The 17,522-nt window shown below is 69.4% G+C and carries 14 protein-coding genes and 2 tRNA genes; 12 read left to right on the plus strand and 4 right to left on the minus strand.

Going from position 1 to position 17,522, the window contains the following annotated elements:
- The first annotated feature begins 36 nt into the window (after window positions 1-36).
- From ACZ7L9_RS07060 to ACZ7L9_RS07075, 4 genes are all read left to right on the plus strand, one after another.
- Window positions 37-660 carry a M48 metallopeptidase family protein gene (locus ACZ7L9_RS07060; protein ID WP_471413245.1) on the plus strand — a complete coding sequence of 208 codons (624 nt, stop codon included), beginning with the start codon at window positions 37-39 and terminating at the stop codon, window positions 658-660.
- A gap of 107 nt (window positions 661-767) precedes the next feature.
- Window positions 768-2,453 carry a TerD family protein gene (locus tag ACZ7L9_RS07065; protein ID WP_471413247.1) on the plus strand — a complete coding sequence of 562 codons (1,686 nt, stop codon included), beginning with the start codon at window positions 768-770 and terminating at the stop codon, window positions 2,451-2,453.
- A 12-nt stretch (window positions 2,454-2,465) separates the two neighbouring features.
- Window positions 2,466-3,146: an AIM24 family protein gene (locus ACZ7L9_RS07070; RefSeq protein ID WP_469574638.1), complete on the plus strand. Its 681-nt coding sequence runs from the start codon at window positions 2,466-2,468 to the stop codon at window positions 3,144-3,146.
- Between the two features lie 18 nt (window positions 3,147-3,164).
- Entirely contained in the window at window positions 3,165-3,920 is a 756-nt protein-coding gene (locus ACZ7L9_RS07075) for an AIM24 family protein (RefSeq protein ID WP_471413249.1), read from the plus strand.
- Window positions 3,921-3,991: 71 nt separating this feature from the next.
- Here the strand turns inward: ACZ7L9_RS07075 and ACZ7L9_RS07080 are convergent, their stop codons facing one another.
- Both ACZ7L9_RS07080 and ACZ7L9_RS07085 read right to left on the minus strand, forming a co-directional pair.
- On the minus strand, window positions 3,992-4,540 hold the full coding sequence (locus ACZ7L9_RS07080) for an NUDIX hydrolase (protein WP_471413251.1): 549 nt from the start codon (window positions 4,538-4,540) through the stop codon (window positions 3,992-3,994).
- Window positions 4,537-6,003, minus strand: a complete 1,467-nt coding sequence (locus tag ACZ7L9_RS07085; RefSeq protein WP_471413253.1) for a zinc-dependent metalloprotease — start codon at window positions 6,001-6,003, stop codon at window positions 4,537-4,539. The genes ACZ7L9_RS07080 and ACZ7L9_RS07085 overlap by 4 nt, the downstream gene beginning before the upstream one ends.
- Window positions 6,004-6,194: 191 nt before the next feature.
- On the opposite strand from ACZ7L9_RS07085, the gene ACZ7L9_RS07090 reads away from it, so the two are divergent.
- The 4 genes from ACZ7L9_RS07090 (at window position 6,195) to ACZ7L9_RS07105 (ending at window position 9,660) form a co-directional block, all read left to right on the plus strand.
- A complete protein-coding gene (locus ACZ7L9_RS07090) occupies window positions 6,195-7,337 on the plus strand; it encodes an SDR family oxidoreductase (protein ID WP_471413254.1) in 1,143 nt (380 codons plus the stop codon).
- Window positions 7,338-7,666: 329 nt separating this feature from the next.
- The gene (locus ACZ7L9_RS07095) at window positions 7,667-8,128 is read left to right on the plus strand and encodes a molybdenum cofactor biosynthesis protein MoaE (protein WP_471413256.1); all 462 of its coding nucleotides are present in this window, start codon (window positions 7,667-7,669) and stop codon (window positions 8,126-8,128) included.
- A gap of 128 nt (window positions 8,129-8,256) precedes the next feature.
- Window positions 8,257-8,427, plus strand: a complete 171-nt coding sequence (locus tag ACZ7L9_RS07100; RefSeq protein ID WP_471413257.1) for a hypothetical protein — start codon at window positions 8,257-8,259, stop codon at window positions 8,425-8,427.
- Window positions 8,428-8,571: 144 nt separating this feature from the next.
- A complete protein-coding gene (locus ACZ7L9_RS07105) occupies window positions 8,572-9,660 on the plus strand; it encodes a YlbL family protein (protein WP_471413259.1) in 1,089 nt (362 codons plus the stop codon).
- Between the two features lie 65 nt (window positions 9,661-9,725).
- On the opposite strand, the gene ACZ7L9_RS07110 is transcribed toward ACZ7L9_RS07105, so the two are convergent.
- Entirely contained in the window at window positions 9,726-10,295 is a 570-nt protein-coding gene (locus ACZ7L9_RS07110) for a PPA1309 family protein (RefSeq protein ID WP_471413260.1), read from the minus strand.
- 128 nt (window positions 10,296-10,423) lie between these two features.
- Here ACZ7L9_RS07110 and ACZ7L9_RS07115 point away from each other — a divergent pair, with 128 nt between their 5' ends.
- The 4 genes from ACZ7L9_RS07115 (at window position 10,424) to ACZ7L9_RS07130 (ending at window position 16,315) form a co-directional block, all read left to right on the plus strand.
- Entirely contained in the window at window positions 10,424-13,384 is a 2,961-nt protein-coding gene (locus tag ACZ7L9_RS07115; protein ID WP_471413487.1) for a UPF0182 family membrane protein, read from the plus strand.
- 52 nt (window positions 13,385-13,436) lie between these two features.
- Window positions 13,437-13,510, plus strand: a tRNA-Met gene (locus ACZ7L9_RS07120).
- Between the two features lie 213 nt (window positions 13,511-13,723).
- Window positions 13,724-15,889: a tetratricopeptide repeat protein gene (locus tag ACZ7L9_RS07125; protein WP_471413262.1), complete on the plus strand. Its 2,166-nt coding sequence runs from the start codon at window positions 13,724-13,726 to the stop codon at window positions 15,887-15,889.
- A 352-nt stretch (window positions 15,890-16,241) separates the two neighbouring features.
- Window positions 16,242-16,315: transfer RNA gene (locus ACZ7L9_RS07130), tRNA-Met, on the plus strand.
- Window positions 16,316-16,378: 63 nt separating this feature from the next.
- Here the strand turns inward: ACZ7L9_RS07130 and ACZ7L9_RS07135 are convergent.
- Complete coding sequence (locus ACZ7L9_RS07135; RefSeq protein ID WP_471413263.1) at window positions 16,379-17,521, minus strand: ABC transporter substrate-binding protein; 1,143 nt, start codon at window positions 17,519-17,521, stop codon at window positions 16,379-16,381.
- Window position 17,522: the final 1 nt, after the last annotated feature.

A 17,522-nucleotide genomic window follows, 5' to 3' on the forward strand; every position in this document is an offset into this window, starting at 1 on the left:
GGGACTTCCCGCACTGACACCGGGTAACGTCATGGCGTGCCCGCCGACCCGTCACCCGGACTTGCCGGGGAGACCCCCGCGCGCAGTGCCGGAACCCCTCAGCGCAGCGCGGTGGACCGTTCGCCCCGCGCCTCGGCAACGAGCGCGGTCGAGGTCCGCAGGAGCACCCGCCGCAGCAGAACGGTCTCCGCGTACCGGGAGGGTGACCGCACTATCGTGCTCATCCCCGCCCGGATGTCCGAGGCCGAGGAGCAGCGTTGGGTGACCGTGATGCTCGACAAGCTCGCGGCCCAGGAGAGCAAGCGCATCCTCGGCGACAGCGAACTGACCGAGCGTGCCGAGCGGTTGTCCGCGCAGTATTTCGAGGGCCGGGCCAGACCCGCGTCCGTGCGATGGGTGACCAATCAGAACACCCGATGGGGGTCCTGCACCCCGGCGGAGGGCAGCATTCGCCTGTCGCACCGGCTCCAGGGCATGCCCGAGTACGTCGTCGATTACGTACTGGTCCATGAGCTGGCCCATCTGCTCGTCCCCGGCCACGGTCCGCGTTTCTGGCGGCTGCTGGAGGCATATCCCCGCACCGAACGGGCCAGGGGATACCTGGAGGGTGTGGTGGCGGCCGACCGGCTGCCGCATCTGCCCGCCGCGCGCGGTGAGTGACGGTCAGCGGTTCTGTACCGGGTCTGTACCGACTTAGCTCGATGTCGGAGTTTGCGGTTAGCCTGGCGCGACGCATTCACATTCGGGATGGGGGACGGTCGTTACGCATGGCCAGGGAATTCCAACGCGGCCACAAGGCCAAGATCAGCGATCTCACACCGGGGACGGACCTGTACGTAGGTGTGCAGATCGCCGGCCCGGGACTGACCTTTGACATCAGCTGCTTCGGCCTCGATGCCAATGAGCAGCTTTCCGACGACCGGTATTTCGTCTTCTTCAATCAGCCTAAATCGCCCGAGGAGTCCATTCAGCTCCTCGGTGCCCAGGCCGGTGACACCGAGTCGTTCCGCGTCACGCTGGACCGCATTCCGGCGAACATTCACAAGCTGTCGTTCACCGCGACGGTCGACGGCGCCGGGCAGATGTCCCAGGTCGGCCCCGGCTACATCCGGATTGTCGCGGGTGGCGAAGAAGTCGTCAGGTACGCCTTCGACGGTTCGGAGTTCACCACCGAGCGTGCGGTGATGCTGGGTGACTTCTATCTGAAGGACGTCTGGCGCTTCGCCGCCGTGGGGCAGGGTTTCGACGGTGGTCTGGAAGCGCTGCTGAAGAACTTCGGCGGTGAGGTCGCCGAGGAGGAGCCGGCCACACCTCAGCCGCAGGCCGCCATCCCGTCGTTCGCGCCGCCCACGCAGACCGCCGCACCGGCGCCGGCCCCGTCCTTCGGCGCCCCGGCCGCGCCGCAGGCGCCCCAAGCCCCGCAGCCGGCCCCGTCCTTCGGCGCCCCGGCCGCGCCGCAGGCGCCCCAAGCCCCGCAGCCGGCCCCGTCCTTCGGCGCCCCCGCCCCGCAGCAGCAGATCCACAACGCGCCGACGATTGCGGCGCCGATGGCCCCCATGGCACCGCAGGGCGGCACCGTTCCGCCACCCGCGCCCGCGCCGTACGGACAACCGGGCCAGCAGCCGCAGTTCGGTCAGATCCCCGGCCAGCCCGCGCCCGCAGCCCCCTATGGCCAGCAGGCTCCCGCCCCGTACGGTCAGCCCGCGCCCTACGGACAGCAGGCTCCGGCTCCCTACGGGCAGCAGCCTCCCGGCATGGCCCCGGGGGTTCCGCAAGGTGTGCCGCAGTCCGGTGGTGGACTTCAGGCGGCCGTCAACCTCTACAAGGAGGTGCCGACGGGCCGGCGCTGGACCGCGCAGAACAAGCAACTGGTGCGTGTCGACCTAGGGGAGGACGGTGCCCCCGTCCTGGCCCGTCAGGGCAGCATGGTCATGTACCAGGGCAAGGTCGACTTCGGCTACAAGGGGGCGGGCTTCGCCGGCCGGATCGTGGGGAACGCCACGGGCCAGGAGATGCAGCTGATGCGCTGCACCGGCCGCGGCCAGATCTTCCTCGCGGAGGACAGCGCCCATCTGCACCCCATCGAGTTGCAGGGCGACAGCATCTGTGTCTCCGCCGAGCGTGTCCTCGCCTTCGACGAGTCCCTTCAGTACGAGGTACGGAGGATCGAAGGGCACGGCATCCCGGGCGGCGCGCTGTTCACGATGCTCTTCCAGGGAACCGGCACGGTCGTGGTGATGACGCACGGCACTCCGGTCGTCCTGCCCGTGACGCCCACGACCTTCGCCGACAGCGACGCGATCGTGGCCTGGTCCGCCGCATCGCAGGTCATCGTCTCCAGCCAGGTGCGGCTGCGCTACAACGCCTACCCGGGGCACAGCGGGGAGTCGGTGAACCTTCAGTTCCGGGGCGCCCCGGGCAACTTCATCGTCGTCCAGCCGTACGAGGTCTGAGGAAGCCGAGGAATGAACCAGCAGCTCGCGGGGTACGCCCCCGCACCCGTCACAGCCCGTATGGAGAACCACGGCAGCGCCATGCTGAAGGTGGCGATGGCCACGGGGCAGGACCTCCTCGCGCGGGTGGGCTCGATGGTCGCGTACGAGGGATTCATCCAGTACGAACCGAATCCGCCCGCCGTACGCCAGATCGCCCGTGACTGGATCACTGGTGAAGGCGCCCCGCTCATGAAGTGCAGCGGGGACGGACTGCTGTACTTGGCCGACTACGGTGCCCATGTCGTCGTCGTTCACCTCAACAATGAGGCGCTCTCGGTCAACGGCACGAACGTCCTCGCCTTCGACGCTCAGCTCCAGTGGGGCGTCGAGCGTGTCAAAGGGATGGCCAAGTTCGCCGGCCAGGGCCTGTGGAACGTGTCCGTCTCGGGCACCGGCTGGGTCGCCCTGACCTCGCGCGGAACGCCTGTTGTCGTCAACTGTGGAAGCGGCGAGGACGAGACGTATGTCGACCCAGACGCTCTCGTGGCCTGGTCCCCGAACCTCAAGGTGAAGGGAAAGCGCAGCTTCAAGGCGGCCTCCTTGATCGGCCGCGGCAGCGGCGAGGCATATCAGATGGCCTTTTCCGGTCAGGGCATCGTCGTCGTACAACCGAGCGAGGACAGCACCGACCGCCTGCGGGCCCGGGGCTGAGGGGAGCGAGAAGACACCATGCAGAGTCCGCTTTTCCACCACACCGAACAGCAGTCCGCGGACCGCTACGTCCTGCAGAACGCGCAGATGCTCCGGGTGACGCTGGGCGGTCACGACGACATCCTGGCCCGCAAGGGCAGCATGGTCGCGTACCAGGGACTGGTCGAGTTCGACGGCGAGTACCAGTCGCGGGGCCAGGGCCGCTCCCGCGCCCACACCGGTGAAGGCCTCGACCTCATGCGGTGCTCCGGCCAGGGCACCGTCTTCCTCGCCAATCTCGCGCAGTACGTGCACGTGGTGGATGTCGACCACGACGGGCTGACCGTCGACAGCGCCTATGTGCTCGCACTGGACTCCGGGCTGCATCACGAGGTCATCGCGGTGGACAGCCAGTACGGCATCTCCGGCACCGGCAAGTACCAGCTCAACATCTCCGGCACCGGCAAGGTCGCCCTGATGACTTCCGGTCAGCCGCTGATGATGCAGGTCACGCCGGACAAGTACGTCAACGCCGACGCCGACGCGATCGTCGCCTGGTCCAGCTCGCTGCGCGTGCAGATGCAGGCCCAGACGCACTCCTCGGGCGTCTGGCGGCGGCGTGGCGACACCGGCGAGGGCTGGGAGCTCAGCTTCCTCGGCCAGGGCTTCGCCCTGGTCCAGCCGAGCGAGGTGCTGCCGCCGCAGAACGCCCAGATCGGCCAGGGAATCCGTGCGCAGTACGGGATGGGCCAGCAGGGCGCCCACGGTCAGAACCAGAACAACGCCTGGAACTGACCACGACGCACCGGCACGGGCGAGGGGCGGTCTCCACGCAGACCGCCCCTCGCCCATGCCTCATGTCGTGCCTACCGGCGCTGTTCCAGCGCGGCGCGGGCGCGCGTCATCAGGTGTACGACCGATGTGTCGGCCACCGACGCGACCTCGTCGTACGCGAACCAGCGCAGGTCCAGCGACTCGTCACTGATCTGCTCCGTCGCGCCCGACGGCGCCAGCGCCGCGTACTGCACGTCCAGGTGCCAGTGACAGGGCGCGGGGATCCGGTGGCGGTCCAGCGTCACCGGTCCGCCCGCGAGCAGGGTCAGGCCGCTGATGCCGGACTCCTCGGTGGCCTCCCGCAGGGCAGCGGCGGCCAGCGTCGGGTCCTGCGGTTCGCAGTGGCCGCCCATCTGCAGCCACATCTGCAGCTTGCGGTGCAGGGTGAGCAGAACCCGGCCCCGATCCGGATCGATGACCAGCGCGCTGGCCGTCAGGTGTCCGGCTTCGCAGGCCTTCCACATGCCGTCGGAATGCTGAGCCAGATGATCCAGATAGACCTGGCGCAGTTCCTCCTGGGCCGGGTCCACCGGGTTCTCGTACCCCTTCAGTACGAGAACGGCGTCGTCGTACACGCTCACTGGTCGGTGTCGCCCTTGCCGTCGCCGTCGCTCTTTCTGTCGTCCGTTCCTCCGGACCCCGGCTCGCTCGTGCCGCCCGCTGTGGCCTCGGGCTTCTGCGGACCCTTCGCGGCCTCGCCGAGCATCTTGTCCAGCTCGGAGAAGTCCAGCTGCTCGTGGTGCACGAAGCCGTCCGGATCGTCCAGGTCCTGGGCGGTCGGCAGCATGTCGGGGTGCTCCCACAGGGCGTCGCGGCCGTCGAGACCGCGGGCGTCCGTGAGCAACGCCCACAGGCGCGAGGCGTCCCGCAGCCGCCGCGGACGCAACTGGAGGCCGATGAGCGTGGCGAACGTCTGCTCGGCCGGCCCGCCGGAGGCGCGGCGCCTGCGCATGGTCTCGCGCAGCGCGTCGGCCGAGGTCAGACGGGACTTCGCGGCCTCGTGCACCACGGCGTCCACCCAGCCCTCGACCAGTGCGAGCGCCGTCTCCAGCCTGGCCAGGGCGGCCTTCTGCTCCGGGGTGTCCTCCGGCTGGAACATGCCCTGCTGAAGTGCGTCCTGCAGCTGCTCGGGCTGCGACGGGTCGAACTGGCCGACCACGTCCTCCAGCTTGCTGGTGTCGACCTTGATGCCGCGCGCATACCCCTCGACGGCGCCGAACAGATGCGAGCGCAGCCACGGAACATGGGCGAAGAGCCGCTGGTGGGCGGCCTCGCGCAGGGCGAGATAAAGCCGCACCTCCTCCTGCGGCACGCTCAGGTCCTTGCCGAACATCTCGACGTTCAGCGGAAGGAGCGCGGCCTTGCCCGCCGGGCCGAGCGGCAGCCCGATATCGGTCGAACCGACCACCTCGCCCGCCAGCACACCGACGGCCTGCCCGATCTGCTGGCCGAACATCGCGCCGCCCATCGACCGCATCATGCCGATCAGCGGGCCCGCCATCGCCTGCATCTCCTCGGGCAGCACGTCACCCATGGCCAGACCGACGCGCTCGGCCACCGGGTCGACCAGCTTCTGCCAGGCGGGGAGGGACGCCTCGACCCACTCCGCACGGCTCCACGCCACGGTCGAGACCGAACCGGAAGGCAGCGACGTCACCCCGTCCAGCCAGAGATCGGCCAGCCGCAGCGCCTCGTCGACCGCGGACCGCTCGGACGGGCCGACGCTCGCGTCCTTGGTGCCGTCCGGCGTGCCCTGTGAGACCGTCTGGCGGGCGATCTGCTTGGCCATGTCCCAGTTCACAGGACCGCCCTCATAGCTCAGCATCTGGCCGAGCTGCTGGAAGGCCGCCCCCAGGTCGTTGGGGTTCATCGTGCCGAACATCGCCGCGAACGGGTTGTCCCCGCCTGCGCCGGGCCCGAAGCCGAACGGGTTCGCCGGCCCGCCCGAACCCTGCCCACCTCCGGTGGGGTCCTTCTTCTTGCCCTCGTCGCCGTTCTCCGGCTCCTCCGGCGGAAGGCCGAATCCGAATGGGGTGTCACTCACGGGTTTCCTCGGCTCGTAGGGCCGCCGGCTCGAACCGACGGCGACTGCCCGACATCACCATCCAGCGTAGACACCAAAAGTCCGCTTGGGCCTCAGTGCTCCGCCGGCTCCCGGCCTGCGGCAGGATGGACGCCACCTGGTACGTACGCGTCATTCGGGTACGTACTGAAGACAACCGCTGGAGACGCCCGGTGAGTTCCCCAGATCCTCAGGTTCGCGCAGCGCGAAACCTGTCCGACCCCTCGACCGAGAACAAGCCCGCAAAAAACCGCTCCAGGAGCCGTGGCCCCGTCGTCGCGGTCACCGGAGCCGCGGGGGGCGTCGGTGAGCTGCTCACCGCACGCCTCGCGGCATCCGAGGAGATCAAGCAGGTCATCGCCATCGATGAGCGCCGCGGAGAGGTCTCCGAGGCGACCTGGCGCATCCTCGACGTCCGGGACCCCGCCATCGCGGAGAAACTGCGCGGCGCGGATGTCGTCGTGCACCTGGCACTCGATCTCGACCTGGAGACCGACCCCGCAGCCCGCACCGCCTACAACGTGCGCGGTACCCAGACCGTGCTGACGGCTGCCGCGGCCGTGGGGGTCCACCGGGTCGTCCTGTGCACCTCGGCCATGGTCTACGGGGCGCTGCCCGACAACGACATCCCGCTCGCCGAGGACGCCGAGCTGCGCGCCACGGCCGAGGCCACCGGCGTCGGCGACCTCCTGGAGATCGAGCGGCTCGGCCGCCGCGCGCCCCGCGCTCACCCCGGACTCAACGTGACCGTGGTCCGGCCGACCGTTCTGGTCGGCGGTACGGACACCGCGCTGACCCGCTACTTCGAGTCGCCGCGCCTCCTGGTCGTCGCCGGATCGCGCCCCGCCTGGCAGTTCTGCCATGTCGAGGACCTGGTCACGGCCCTGGAGTACGCCGCACTGGAGAAGATCGACGGCGAGTTCGCGGTCGGCTGCGACGGCTGGCTGGAACAGGAGGAGGTCGAGGAGCTCAGCGGCGTCCGCCGGATGGAGCTGCCCTCCGCCGTGGCCCTCGGTGCCGCCGCCCGGCTCCACCGGATCGGCCTCACCCCGTCCCCGGCGGGTGATCTCGCGTACACGATGCACCCCTGGGTGGTCAGTGTGAGCCGGCTGCACGACGCGGGCTGGCGCCCGGGCTGGACCAACGAGGAGGTGCTCGCGGCGCTCCTCGAAGAGGTGGAAGGCCGGCACACCGTCGCCGGACGCCGTCTCGGCCGCAAGGACGCGACCGCGGCAGGTGCCGCCGGTGCGACCGTGGCGCTGCTCGGCACCGCCGCCCTGGTCCGCCGGGCCCGCAAGGCCCGCCGCCGCATCTAGTGCCCCTCCCGGCAAGCTTTGCCGGTCACGGCACTAGTGCCCCTCCCGGCAAGCTTTGCCCCGTCGCGCCGCCCAGCACGCACGCTCGCCGCGTTGGCCAAAAGCCCTGGTAGCTCCGCTACAAGGACTTCCGGCCGCCTTGCGATCGCACGCACCGGACGACGCTCCTTACGGGGCAAACATTGCCGGTCACGGCACTAGCTAGGGTCCAGGCGAACCGCGGACGTCCGCGGATCGCGGGACGTCTGTAGGAGGCTCCAAGAGCAGGGGCGGTGCGCCGGTGGAAAACGCTATTCCACGATGTCGGTGCCGTACGGCACCATGGGCCCATGGCTCCCACCCACGACCACCCCGGCGAGCGGGCGGCGACCGATCCCATCCGACTGCTGGCGATTCGAGAGACGCCGCTGTCGGTCGACGAGATCTTCCGGGCCGTCGGGGACGACGCCGCGGGCGGCACGGCGCTCTTCGTCGGCACGGTGCGCAACCACGACGGCGGTCAGGACGTCGGTGCGCTCGGGTACTCCTGCCACCCCTCGGCGCAGGACGAATTGCGCCGGGTGGCCGAGAAGGTCGCCGCGGACTTCCCGGTGCGGGCACTGGCCGCCGTCCATCGTGTGGGTGACCTCCGAGTGGGCGACCTCGCCGTCGTCGTCGCCGTCTCCTGCCCGCACCGTGCGGAGGCGTTCGAGGCATGCCGCAAGCTCATCGACGACCTCAAGCACGAGGTTCCGATCTGGAAGCACCAGCGGTTCTCGGACGGCACCGAGGAGTGGGTCGGCGCCTGCTGAGTGCAAGCCGATCGGGTGGTCGTCGGCCCCGATTTGCGTAACCGCACCCCTGCCGTGAGCGTTGGTCGTGCAGATGGTTAATCTGCTGATAGGTAAGTTGCGGTCGCTCACGGGGTAGGGAGGTCGTGATGGCAGCACTCGCCTGGTTGTTGATTCCGCTTTTTGCTGCGTTCGGCGCTGCGATATGGGGAAGCTGGGCCACCCGTAATCGTACGGCCGGTGATGTTTCAACACTGGCCGGATACGCCCGGTTCCGTGAGGCGATGGAGAAGTCGCACTCCGGTTCCGATGTCCTCTGACTTTTCAGCGAACGTACGCAGTCGCCAATCCGCATCGCGGCGCCGACTGCCGACGCCTTCCGGCACGGCGCCATCCCCCATTTCCCGCCCCGCACGGACCGGCCCCGACGGTGCACTGACAGACCCTTCCCGTACTGTCGTTCCATGCCACGCCGCACCGCGACGCTGCTCGCCTCCACGCTGATCCTCATCGCGCTGCTCTGCGCAGGCGTGCTGATTCCAGTGCCGTATTCGAAGATGTCTCCCGGGCCGACCGTGAACACCCTCGGCAAGGTCGAAGGCGAGCCGGTCCTGCAGGTTTCCGGACACAAGACGTACCCGACATCCGGCAACCTCAATATGACGACGGTCAGGGTCACCGGCGCCGACTACAGGATGAACCTCGTCGAGGCCGTCTACGGCTGGCTGGATCACGACAGCGTGGTCGTACCGCACGACACCCTCTACCCCGGGGGCAAGACCGAGCAGCAGTCGACGCAGGAGAACGCCGAGGAGTTCAGCCAGTCCCAGGAGAGCGCCAAGGTCGCCGCCCTGACCGAGCTGGGCATCCCGGTGTCGTCGCGCGTCGTGGTCTCCACGGTCATCAAGGGCAGCCCCGCCCAGGGCAAGCTGCACGCCGGCGATGTGATCAAGCAGGTCGACGGCACGGCGGTCAAGCAGCCCGAGGACGTCGCGAAGCTCGTCACTCGCCACAAGCCCGGCGAGGACGTCACGTTCACGATCATCCCGGCGAAGACGGCACAGGAGGCAGAGAAGGCCGGCAAGGAGCCCGAGGGCACCCGGAAGATCGTCATCACCACCGCGAAGGCCCCCAAGGAGAACCGCGCGATCGTCGGCATCCAGGCCGGGACGGACCACACGTTCCCGTTCCGGATCGACATCAAGCTCGCCGACGTCGGCGGCCCGAGCGCCGGTCTCATGTTCTCCCTGGGCATCATCGACAAGCTGACACCCACCGACCTCACCGGCGGGAAGTTCGTCGCGGGCACCGGCACGATCGACGACAAGGGCAAGGTCGGCCCGATCGGCGGCATCAACATGAAGCTGGTCGGCGCGCGCGACGCGGGCGCCCGGTACTTCCTGACGCCGGACGAGAACTGCAAGGCCGCAGCCTCCGACACCCCGAGCGGACTCACGCTGGTGAAGGTGAAGACGATCGACGACGCGAAGAAGTCGCTGGAGAAGATCCGGGCAGGGGACACGGCCGGCCTGCCGAGCTGCTCGACGGGCTGACCGTGCGCGTCAGGGCCTGTCCGGCCGATCAAGGCCGGACAGGCCCTCGGTGGGGCGCGGCGGAGTCAGGCCTCGAAGGTCGCGGCCAGTGCGTCGGCCAGTCCGGGCACCAGGCCGGCGCCGGTCCGCACCTCGCTCGGGGAGTCCTTCTCGCGCAGCCGTACGGCGGCCTCGCGCGTGCCGTCCCTGAGGGCGGCCACCGTCATCCGCACCTCCTGGCGCTCCGGGTGCTTGGCGACCCACTTGGTCAGCTGGGCATCGCTGAGCCCCTCCGGTACGGAGGCCTCGGCGGACGGCGGCAGCATCAGCCGCTCCACCGTCATAGCGCATCCGATCACCGCGTCGGGCCAGGCGATCGTGGCGAGGAATTCGTCCAGGGCGGTGCCGGGCGGGAGCTCCTCCTGCTCGATGGGGGTGAGTGAGGCGGTCGGGGAGTCGGAGGCGTCGAGACCGAGCTGGGCGGCGAGGCCGGGCTCCTGGGCCCGCAGCCGGGCGGTGTCGACGAGAGCGAAGAGCCGGGCCGGCTGGTCCCAGCCGAGGCCGGAGATGTACTCGTCGATTTCGAGCACGGCGACGGTGAGGGGGCTCGCGGCCATCGGGGGGCCTGAGGGGGAAACGTTGGGCATGGCCAACATCCTGCCTCCTTCCGCCCCGGTATCGGGAACTAGGTAAAGCGTCAGTAAGTTGCATAGGTGGGCTCTACGATCGCTGGGCCCGCTTCACACGACCCGCGAACTTCGAGGTGCGCACGTTGGCTTTCCAGATGCCGGACCGCGGCGGAGGCCCGACCGGGCCACGGATCAGAGTTGGCCGCCCGTCCCGGCGCGCCCGTACCCTGCTCATGACACTTGGCGTCCTGGCGGTTCTCGCCATGGCGTTCGTCATGTTCGCCGGGTTCTGGACGGACTGGCTCTGGTACCGATCGGTCGATTATTCGTCCGTCTTCACCACCACCCTGTGGACCAAGATCGGGCTGTTCCTCGTCTTCGGACTACTGATGGCGATCGTCGTCGGTCTGAACATCTGGCTCGCACACCGGCTCCGGCCGCCGCTGAGCGCGATGTCCCTGGAACAGCAGAGCCTGGACCGCTACCGGATGAGCCTCGCCCCGTACAAGAAGTGGGTGCTGCTCGCGGTCACCGCGCTCGTCGGACTGATCGCCGGAGCGTCCGCCTCCGGCCAGTGGCGTACCTGGCTGATGTATGTGAACGGCGTGGCGTTCCACCAGAAGGACCCCCAGTTCCATCTGGACGTCTCCTTCTATGCCTTCGACCTGCCCTGGTACCGCTTCCTGCTGGGCTTCGGTTTCGCGGCCACGGTGCTCTCGCTGATCGCCGCCGCGCTGACCCACTACCTGTACGGCGGGCTCCGCATCACCAGCCCCGGCGCGCGGGCGACCGGCGCGGCCACCGGCCATCTGTCGGTGCTGCTCGGCGTCTTCGTCTCACTGAAGGCCGTGGCGTACTGGCTCGACCGATACGGCCTGGCCGTGAAGACCAGTGACTTCAAGGCCACGGACAACTGGACGGGGCTGCGGTACGTCGACGCCAACGCCTACCTTCCGGCGAAGACCATCCTGTTCTGCATCGCCGCGATCTGCGCCGTGCTCTTCTTCGCGACGCTCTGGCGCCGCACCTGGCAGCTCCCGATGATCGGCTTCGGTCTGATGGTGCTCTCGGCGATCCTGATCGGCGGTCTGTACCCGGCGATCGTGCAGAAGTTCCAGGTCCAGCCGAACGAGCAGGCCAAGGAAGCCCCGTTCATCCGGAAGAACATCGAAGCGACGCGTGACGCGTACGACATCGACAACGCTCAGGTCGACGACTACTCGGGCAAGAGCACGACGAACGACGACGCCAAACTGCGCGCGAGCGCGGATACCGCCGCCAGTTACCGGGTGATGGACCCCAACGTCGTCTCCCCGGCCTTCCAGCAGCTCCAGCAGAAGAGGAACTACTACCAGTTCCCCAAGACGCTGGACGTGGACCGCTACAAGGACGCCGCCGGCAAGGACCAGGACACGGTCATCGGTCTGCGCGAGCTCAACCTCGACGGCATCCCCAAGCGCAACTGGATCAACGACCACTTCACCTACACCCATGGCTACGGCGCCATCGCGGCCAAGGGCACGACGACCGGCAAGAACCCGAAGGGGTCACCGGACTTCACCGAGTCCGGTCTGCCGACCTCGGGTGAGCTCGGCAAGTACGAGCAGCAGATCTACTACGGCGAGAAGACCGAGCAGTACTCCATCGTCGGCGGGCCCCAGAAGGAGCTCGACTACGAGGAGGACGGCGAGAAGACCACCAGCTACCAGGGCAACAGCGGAGTCAGTCTCTCCAACGCCTTCAACCGTGCCGCGTACGCGGTGGCGTTCAGCGAGCCGCAGATCCTCTACTCGGGGGCCATCGGCGACGGTTCGCGGATCCTCTACAACCGCACGCCCAAGGAGCGCGTCGAGGCGGTCGCCCCGTGGCTGACCATCGACGGCGACGCCTACCCGGCCGTGGTGAACGGCCGCATACAGTGGGTCGTCGACGCGTACACCACCACCAACGGCTACCCGTACGCCTCGCGTACGACGCTCGGTGACACCACGGCCGACTCGCTGACCACCAACCAGCGCGCGGTCGTCGCCCAGCAGAACCAGGTCAACTACATCCGCAACTCGGTGAAGGCCACCGTCGACGCGTACGACGGCAAGGTCAAGCTCTACGAATGGGACACCGAGGACCCGGTCCTCAAGACCTGGAGCAAGGCGTTCCCCGGGACCGTCCAGCCCAAGGCGGACATCCCGCAGGAGCTCAGGGAACATCTGCGGTACCCGCAGGACCTGTTCAAGGTGCAGCGCGAGCTGCTCACCCGCTACCACGTCACCAACCCCGCACAGTTCTACAGCGGCAGTGACGCGTGGCAGGTCCCGGACGACCCGACCAACAAGGATTCCGGCGCCGTCCCGCCGTACTACCTGAGCATAAAAATGCCGGATCAATCGGCCCAGAAGTTCTCGCTGACGACGACGTTCACCCCGAAGGGGCGGCCCGACCTCGGGGCGTTCATGGCGGTGGACGCCGACGCGGCCAGCAAGGACTACGGCAAGATAAGGCTGTTGAGAGTCACCACCACGGTGAAGGGCCCCGGCCAGGTACAGAGCGAGCTCAACGGCAACGACGACGTCGCCGAGTTCGTGAGAAACCTCAAGGGAACCGACTCCGACATCGAGTACGGCAACCTGCTGACCGTGCCGCTCGAAGGGGGCTTCCTCTACATCGAGCCGGTGTACACGCGCGGTGGCACGCAGAACTACCCGCTGCTGCGCAAGGTCGCCGCCTCGTACGGGTCGAAGACCGTCTTCGAGAACAGCCTCGGGGAAGCGCTCAACGCGGTCTTCGGGGTGACGGGCCCCGGCACCACCCAGCCGCCCGCGGAGACCACCCGGCCACCGGGCGAGACCACGCAGCCGCCGGCCACCGGAGACGCGGCGCTGAAGAAGGCGATCGCGGACGCGCAGAAGGCCTATGCGGAAGGCGAGGCAGCCCTGAAGAAGCAGGACTGGAGCGCCTACGGCAAGGCCCAGGCGGATCTGCAGGATGCCCTGCAGCGTGCGGCGGCCGCCCAGCCCAAGTCGGGCAGTGCGAACAGCGCCGACGGAGCGAACGGTTCGAGTAATGCGAACGGTTCGAACCATTCGGACAAAACGTCCGAAGCCAGTAGTGGTGGCTGAGTGACTCGGTAAGGGCTCACCCTTGCGTCGTGGTACGGTTTGAACACAACGGCGCGGGGTGGAGCAGCTCGGTAGCTCGCTGGGCTCATAACCCAGAGGTCGCAGGTTCAAATCCTGTCCCCGCTACTGAAAGACGAAGGCCCGGATCCTTTCAAGGATCCGGGCCTTCGTCGTGTCGCGGCGACATTCTTGTGCGGTGTGTGTGAAGGGCGGTTCGCGGGGCGCGAGTTGGGCCCGGACGTGTTTGACTTATCTCTCTGTGGGCATGTCGACAAAACGCTGAAGTGACCTCACTGGCCGCGATATACCAGGTGTACGCGGGTTGCAGGTGGTGCGACGATGGTATTTATGGGGGACAGGGCAACTCTGTTGGAGACAGGGCGGTTTGTGCAGCGCCGCGCTCATCGGCCGGATAGCATGATGAATGCGGCATTTGGTGTAGCCGCCGCGGAGAACGACGAGACCGCTGAGAACACTGGGGCCTCCGGGCACACCAAGACCTCTGGGACTATTGGGACGACCGAGACCGCCGAGACTGCGGGGTGTGCCGCGACCGTCGAGAGCGCAGAGAACACAGAGAGCACGGCGAGCGCCGGGGCCGGCAGGAGCGCCGGGGCCGTGGAGGCTGCCGAAGGCCCCGGGGCCCAGGAAGTCTCGGAGACCCGGGAGAGTCCGGAGAGTGCCGAGAGCGAGGCACGCCACCGTCGCGCCGCCGACGCCGGGGACACCACGTCGATGAGCGTTCTCGGAGCCCTGCTGCTGCGCCGCGGTGATCTGGTCGGTGCCGAGCCCTATCTGCGTGCGGCCACCGCCGACGGCGACCGGGCCGCGGCCAACAACCTCGGCGTCCTCCTCCACCAGCGCGGATACGTCGACGACGCGGCCGGCTGGTGGCGTATCGCGGCCGTCGCGGGCTCCGCCGCCGCCGCACACGCCCTCGGCCGCCACTACCGGGAGCGCGGCGACGAGCCCGGTGCCGAGTACTGGCTGCGACAGTCCGCCGAGCAGGGCCACGCGCTGGGGGCGTACGCCCTCGCCGACCTGCTGGAACACCGCAGCGACGTCGGCGCCGAGCGCTGGCTGCGCGCTGCCGCCGAGCAGGGACACCGGGAGGCCGCGTACCGCCTCGCGCGCATGCTGGACCGCAACGCCGCCGACGACCCGCACGACGCCTTCGGCCGCCCGGGGCTGGGCCTCGGCTCCGGTGCAGGCACGGGCGCGGCCGACCGTCCGGGTGTCACCGGCCGCTCCGCGGCGCGCAGGGACGACGGCCCCGTGGCTGGTCCGGCCACCGGGCGAGTGGGCGAGGCCGAACAGTGGTACCGGCAGGCCGCCGCGCGCGGTCACCGGCGTGCCGCCCTGCACCTCGGCGCCATCCTCGAGCAGCGCGGCGAGCCCAGGGAGGCCGGCCGCTGGTACCTCATGTCCGCGAAGGCGGGCGAGGCGCGGGCTGCCTGCGCGCTCGGCTTTCTGCTCCGCGACGCGGGCGACGAGGAGAGTGCCGCCGTGTGGTGGCTGCGTGCCGCCCAGGACGGCGACGGGAATGCTGCCAATGCCCTGGGCGCGCTGCACGCGGCCCGTGGCGAGCAGCAGACCGCCGAGCGCTGGTACCGCGCCGCCATGGACGCGGGCGATGTCAACGGCGCCTACAACCTGGGGCTGCTCTGCGCGGCGCAGGACCGTACGCCGCAGGCCGAGCAGTGGTACCGCCGCGCCGCGTACGCGGGCCACCGCGAGGCCGCCAACGCGCTGGCCGTACTCCTGCTCCAGGCGGGAGACGCGACCGGCGCCGAGCCGTGGTTCTCCAAGGCCGCCGAGGCGGGCAGCGTGGACGCGGCCTTCAACCTCGGCATCCTGCATGCCGGACGCGACGAGGACCGTGCGGCACTGGTCTGGTACGAGCGCGCCGCAGCGGCCGGCCACACCGAGGCCGCTCTCCAGGTGGGCATGGCCCTGCTGCACCACGGCGAGGAGCAGGAGGCCGAGCGCCATCTGCGCTGCGCGGCGGGCGGCGGCAGCGCCGAGGCGGCCTTCCGGCTGGCCGGGGTGCTGGACTCGCGGCAGCCGCCGCCCGGCCCTCCCGCGCTCGGTGAGCCTATGCCGGAGAAGACCGAGTGCGAGGAGTGGTACGAGCGGGCCGCCGAACAGGGGCACCGCCGTGCGCAGGTGCGGGTCGGCATGCTCGCGGCGGCCCGTGGCGACGTGGACAGCGCGGCCCGTTGGTACCGCGAGGCCGCCGAGTCGGGCAGCCGCAACGGCGCTTTCAACCTCGGGCTGCTGCTCGCCCGAGAGGGCAGCGAGCGCGAGGCCGCGCAGTGGTGGAGACGCGCCGCTCACGACGGGCATGGGCGGGCCGCCTTGCGCCTGGCTCTGCTGGCCGCCCGCCGGGGCGAACTCGCCGAGGGGCAGCGCTGGTGCGCGCGGGCGGTCGAGTTGGGTCCGGCAGAGGTCGCCGAGCGCGCCGCCCGGCTGCGCGAAGCGCTGCACCAGGAGCTCACCGCGTAACGACCTCACCCACGATTGGCAGCGGCGTCGCAGCGCCTGGGACCTCCGCCTCCCGCGTTGTCGTCAGTCGCGATGGCTCCGCCATCACTCCCTCCTCCGCCTTGGATTCGAAGGCCCCAGACGCCGCTCCTTCTCCCACTGCCAATCGTGGGCGAGGTCGTAAGACCGAGCGGCAAGGCCGGGTGAAGCGGGCCGGTGCGGCCGGGTGGGGTGAGCGGCAGGACCCGCGCGGGGCGTCGTGGAAGCGGCGGTTCCGGTACCTCCCCACTCGGCGCCGGACCGCCTCCCCGCCAGGCGCCGGAAGTGATTTGCGCTGGTCCGGAGCGGTGACGTACTGTGGGGATCACAACGACGCGGGGTGGAGCAGCTCGGTAGCTCGCTGGGCTCATAACCCAGAGGTCGCAGGTTCAAATCCTGTCCCCGCTACTGAACGCAGAAGGACGGATCCTCCAGAGGATCCGTCCTTCTGCGTATGCCCGTGCGTGCCAGTCAGCGCGAGTGGCCCACCGCCTCCGCGTACATCGCCCGGTCCACGGCCTTCGCCTCCGGCACCGGGGCACCCTTCGAGACGCCCGCATCCGCGTACGCCTGCTGCAGCCGGTCCGTCGTGCCCTTCCGTATCTCCCAGTCCATCCGCATCGACGGGGTCGACCGCAGCGTGGCCTCGTCGGTCTTCATCAGCTTCGCCAGTTCGGCGACGAACGCGGGGTCGGCCTTGTAGTCGCCGGCGAAGTAGGTGTTCACGGTCCGGATGTAAGCGCGGAGGAAGCCGACGCCGGCGTCCGGGTCCTTGTTCAGCAGCGTCGGTCCGAAGAGCAGGCCGCCGAGCGGTTCGCCGAGCGGCTGGCCGCCCAGGAACGCGTACCTCTTGTCGCCGTCCACCTTGCGCCAGACCGGGTCGAGCAGCCAGGCGGAGTCCACGCCACCGTTCTCCAGCGCGGTCAGCACGTCCGCGGAACCGAGCTGCTGGAAGCCGATCTTGTCGAGGCCGCCGCCATGCTTCTTCAGGGAGGTGTCCATCGGGTAGGCGATGACCGAGCCCTTGCCTATCATCGTGCCCATCTTCCGGCCTGCCATATCGACGTGATCGGTGCTCTCGCCGTCCTTGAGGCGTACCCACAGGCCGCTCTTGGAGGCGGGGTCGGGCGAGAAGTTCCCGGCCACCCACCTGATGTCGAAACCGCCGTTGATGCCGTTCATCACGGCCGCCTCGGGAGCCGCCCACTGGGCGTCCACATCGCCCTTGGCGAGCAGCGGCAGGGCGTCCGGGGTGGGCAGCACCTTCAGCTGGACGTCCAGCCCTTCCTTCGTGAACTCGCCCTTCGCCACGGCGACCTGGAGCGGAGCGACGTACTCCGCGCTCAGGGTGCCGGTGGCGACGGTGATCTTCCGCTTCTTCGCCAGGGGCCGGGCCGCCGGGGCACCCTTGTCGCAGCGGGCCGGTTTCCGGTCGGGGGCGAGGTCGGCAGGGTCGCTCCAGCTGCTGGCGCCGCAGCCCGCGACGGGTGTGACGGTGCGCGGCGCTGCGGCGGCGCCGTCGTCGGCGGAGTCCTTTCCGGCGCAGCCTGCCGCGCCGAGCAAGGACGCCGTGATGAGTACGACGGTGCAGGTCAAGGGGGTACGTGTACGCACA

The organism is Streptomyces sp. NPDC111516, assembly GCF_055635345.1.